Source organism: Saccharomonospora iraqiensis subsp. paurometabolica YIM 90007 (assembly GCF_000231035.2).
Classification (GTDB): domain Bacteria; phylum Actinomycetota; class Actinomycetes; order Mycobacteriales; family Pseudonocardiaceae; genus Saccharomonospora; species Saccharomonospora paurometabolica.
In genome coordinates this window covers 23,483-27,597 of sequence record NZ_KI912203.1, presented here as the reverse complement: position 1 = coordinate 27,597, position 4,115 = coordinate 23,483, and the positions used below count along the sequence as shown (strand labels likewise).

At 66.3% G+C, this 4,115-nt stretch carries 2 protein-coding genes; both read left to right on the top strand.

The window, feature by feature from the left end; genetic code table 11:
- Positions 1-1,080 precede the first annotated feature (1,080 nt).
- Complete coding sequence (locus SACPADRAFT_RS0202940; protein ID WP_007026739.1) at positions 1,081-2,787, top strand: glycine/sarcosine N-methyltransferase; 1,707 nt, start codon at positions 1,081-1,083, stop codon at positions 2,785-2,787.
- A gap of 60 nt (positions 2,788-2,847) precedes the next feature.
- Positions 2,848-4,047, top strand: a complete 1,200-nt coding sequence (gene metK, locus SACPADRAFT_RS0202935) for a methionine adenosyltransferase (protein ID WP_007026738.1) — start codon at positions 2,848-2,850, stop codon at positions 4,045-4,047.
- Positions 4,048-4,115 lie beyond the last annotated feature (68 nt).

The following is a 4,115-nucleotide window of genomic DNA, read 5'->3' as shown; positions in this document are numbered from 1 at the left end:
GGCGGGTGGGCGGCACGGTGTGCCGCCCACCGACGCCGGATACCGACGGAGAATCGCGTGCGTCCGCGCGGGGAGAACATTCGGCTCCGGAACCGTCCGGGGTGCGGGGGTGTGCGATCGGACACCCGGCACGATTCGTCGTGAATCGGGACCGATCCGCCGATGACGGATCACGCGGCGAAAACATCCGAACGGAATTCGACACCGGTGATCGTTCTGACGATCGGTCGCGGAATAATCGCGTTGCGACCCGCGGGGCGGGTGCGGCGGTGACGTCGCCTCCGCGGGGAGCAAATCATGTGATCCCGACCGCCGGAGATGTTCCGTCGTCACCCGGAGTGGAAGGCAAGCACGAACCGGTAACAAAATCGGGATGTACCGAGGGTGTGCGCACATTGCACCGTCGGTGTTCCGGGGCGATTTTCGTTGGGTACTACGCAACGCGTTGCCGTATACGATACGAACGCAACGGGGCGACCGACATCACACATTCGGTCTAGGAGGTCACGTACGGTCGGCCACTGAGCGACGAAGAGTCAACATGGCTCCCCCGTTCGAGTGAGTTTGTAGTCTTGGACACAATCGCTTGGATCGGTTGTCAAGTGGCCGGCCAAGATTCCCGAAAACCGCCGACGACCACGGGGAATGTCCTCCCGGAGCCCCGCACACCGCTGTGCGCCCAGCGCCCGGAGGTGCGGATCGTGCGCCGTCGGCTTGTACGTGGGGTGAGCCCCGACATCACGCAATTGACCCATTGATACTTTCGACCGGTACTCAATAGATTGAGTCGAGGCGATTGCGGAGATCAACGTCGATGTGCTGCAATCAGCCGAGTCGGGGTGAGGGCCGAGCTCGCCGAGCCCGGGTGCGGAACTACCGCCGGCGAGTCGCGGGTCGTATCAGAGTCGATGCTGCTCGGATTGTGATGACCCAGCGCTTTCGCACGCCCTTTTCCGGCTCGACGGCCGCGCGCGCCACGGAGGAATTGTGTGCGCGCCCGAGGACGAGGAGGACTGCCGGGAAGTGTGACGCGGGTCGCGGAAGCAATGCTGTGTCTGGCCGAACGTGGAAGGAAGCGTAATGAGTGATTCGAGGTCTGGCCCGTCCGATGTGAAGGAGGCCGGAGCGGTTGACGAGAACCAGGAGATCGCGGCACATCCGGCACAGGAGTTCGGTTCGGACCCGCTGACCGTTCGGGACACCGACCACTACACCGACGAGTACACCAAGGGCTTCGTCGACAAGTGGGACGACCTCATCGACTGGAAGAAGCGCTACGAGAGCGAGGGCAGCTTCTTCGTCGACCTGCTGAAGTCCCGCGGTGTGACGTCGGTGCTCGACGTCGCCACCGGGACCGGGTTCCACTCCGTCCGGCTGATCGAGTCGGGCTTCGACACGGTCAGTGTCGACGGCAGCGCGGAGATGCTGGCGAAGGCCTTCGAGAACGGGCTGAGCTACAACAACTACGTCCTCAAGGTCGTGCACGCCGACTGGCGCTGGCTGAACCGGGACGTGCAGGGGCAGTTCGACGCGGTGGTGTGCCTCGGCAACTCCTTCACGCACCTCTTCTCCGAGCGGGACCGCCGCAAGGCGCTCGCCGAGTTCTACGCGGTGCTCAAGCCGGACGGTGTGCTGATTCTCGACCAGCGCAACTACGACTCCATCCTGGACAACGGCTTCTCCAGCAAGCACACGTACTACTACGCGGGCGAGGAGGTCACGGCCGAGCCGGAGCACGTCGACGACGGCCTGGCGCGGTTCCGGTACTCCTACGCCGACGGATCGCAGTACCACCTCAACATGTTCCCGCTGCGCAAGGACTACACGCGCAGGCTGCTGCGGGAGGTCGGCTTCCAGCGGGTGGAGACCTACGGCGACTTCCAGGAGACCTACACCGCCGACGAGCCGGACTTCTTCATCCACGTCGCGGACAAGAACTACATCTCCTCCGTCGACGACACCGCGAACTACTCCAGCGCGGTGAACGTCGCCCGCGACTACTACAACTCGGACGACGCGGACAACTTCTACTACACCATCTGGGGCGGCGAGGACATCCACGTCGGTCTCTACCAGACGCCGGAGGAGCCGATCGCCCCGGCGAGTGTGCGCACGGTCGAGCGCATGGCCGGCAAGCTGACGATCACGCCGCAGACGAAGATCCTGGACGTCGGTGCGGGCTACGGTGGCGCGGCGCGGTACCTGGCCAAGACCTACGGATGCAAGGTCACCTGCCTGAACCTGTCCGAGGTCGAGAACAACCGCAACCGGCAGTTCACCGAGGAGCAGGGCCTGTCGCACCTGATCGACGTGGTGGACGGCTCGTTCGAGGACCTGCCCTTCGAGGACAACGAGTTCGACGTGGTCTGGTCGCAGGACTCGTTCCTGCACAGTGGCGACCGGGTGCGGGTGCTCCAGGAGGTCGTGCGCGTGCTCAAGCCCGCGGGCGAGTTCGTGTTCACCGACCCGATGGCGGCGGACGCGGTCGACAAGGGCTCGCTCAAGCCGATCCTGGACCGGCTGCACCTGGACAGCATGGGCTCGCCCGGGTTCTACCGGAAGGAGCTCAACCGGCTGGGCCTGACGTCGATCGACTTCGAGGACCACACGCCGCAGTTGGCCACCCACTACGGCCGGGTCCACGACGAGACCGAGCGCAGGCACGACGAGGTCTCCAAGGTCGTCAGCGAGGAGTACCTCACGCGCATGAAGACCGGTCTCAAGAACTGGGTCGCCGGCGGCAAGAGCGGTAACCTCGCGTGGGGCATCTTCCACGCCAGGGCGTGACTCCGCCGCCCGTCGAGCGACCCCCGAATTTCCCCTTCCCTACGAGAGACGAGGATAAGAGTGACTGCTAACCGTAGGCTGTTCACCAGTGAGTCCGTGACCGAAGGCCACCCCGACAAGATGGCCGACGCGATCAGCGACAGCATCCTGGACGCGATGCTGAGCGTGGACCCGCGCAGCCGTGTCGCGGTCGAGACCATGATCACCACCGGTCAGGTCCACGTGGCCGGCGAGGTGACCACCGAGGCCCAGGTCGACGTCCCGAAGATCATCCGCGACCGCGTGCAGGAGATCGGGTACGACGAGTCCGGCAAGGGCTTCGACTGCAACACCTGCGGGATCAACGTGTCGATCGACGCGCAGTCCCCGGACATCGCGCAGGGTGTCGACACCGCCTACGAGACGCGGCTGGAGAACGCCCTCGACGAGTTCGACAAGCAGGGCGCCGGTGACCAGGGCCTGATGTTCGGCTACGCCAGCACGGACACGCCCGAGCTGATGCCGCTGCCGATCGCCCTGGCGCACCGCCTGTCCCGCAGGCTGACCGAGGTCCGCAAGAACGGCACCGTTCCGTACCTGCGTGCCGACGGCAAGACCCAGGTGACCATCGAGTACGACGGCAACAAGCCGGTCCGCCTGGACACCGTCGTGATCTCCAGCCAGCACGCCGAGGGCGTCGACCTGGACAAGGAACTCGCCGTCGACCTGCGCAAGCACGTCATCGCGCCGGAGATCGAGTCCCTCGGCCTCGAGGCCGAGGACCCCCGCATCCTGATCAACCCGACCGGCCGCTTCGTGGTCGGCGGGCCGATGGGTGACGCGGGCCTGACCGGCCGGAAGATCATCGTCGACACCTACGGCGGCATGGCCCGGCACGGTGGCGGCGCCTTCTCCGGCAAGGACCCGTCGAAGGTGGACCGCTCCGCGGCCTACGCCACCCGCTGGGTCGCCAAGAACATCGTCGCGGCCGGCCTGGCCGACCGTGCCGAGATCCAGGTCGCCTACGCCATCGGCAAGGCGGCCCCGGTGGGTCTGTTCATCGAGACCTTCGGCACCGAGAAGGTGGCCCACGACAAGCTGCAGGCCGCGGTGAACGAGGTCTTCGACCTCCGCCCGGCGGCGATCATCCGCCACCTGGACCTGCTGCGTCCGATCTACGCGCCGACGGCCGCCTACGGCCACTTCGGGCGCCCCGACCTGGACCTGCCGTGGGAGCGCACCGACAAGGCCGCCGCTCTGAAGGACGCGGCGAAGGGCTGACACCCTCGCCGACGTGCGGGGCGCCGCACGGCGCTGACACCCGGCGCCCCGGGCACGCGACGCCGACG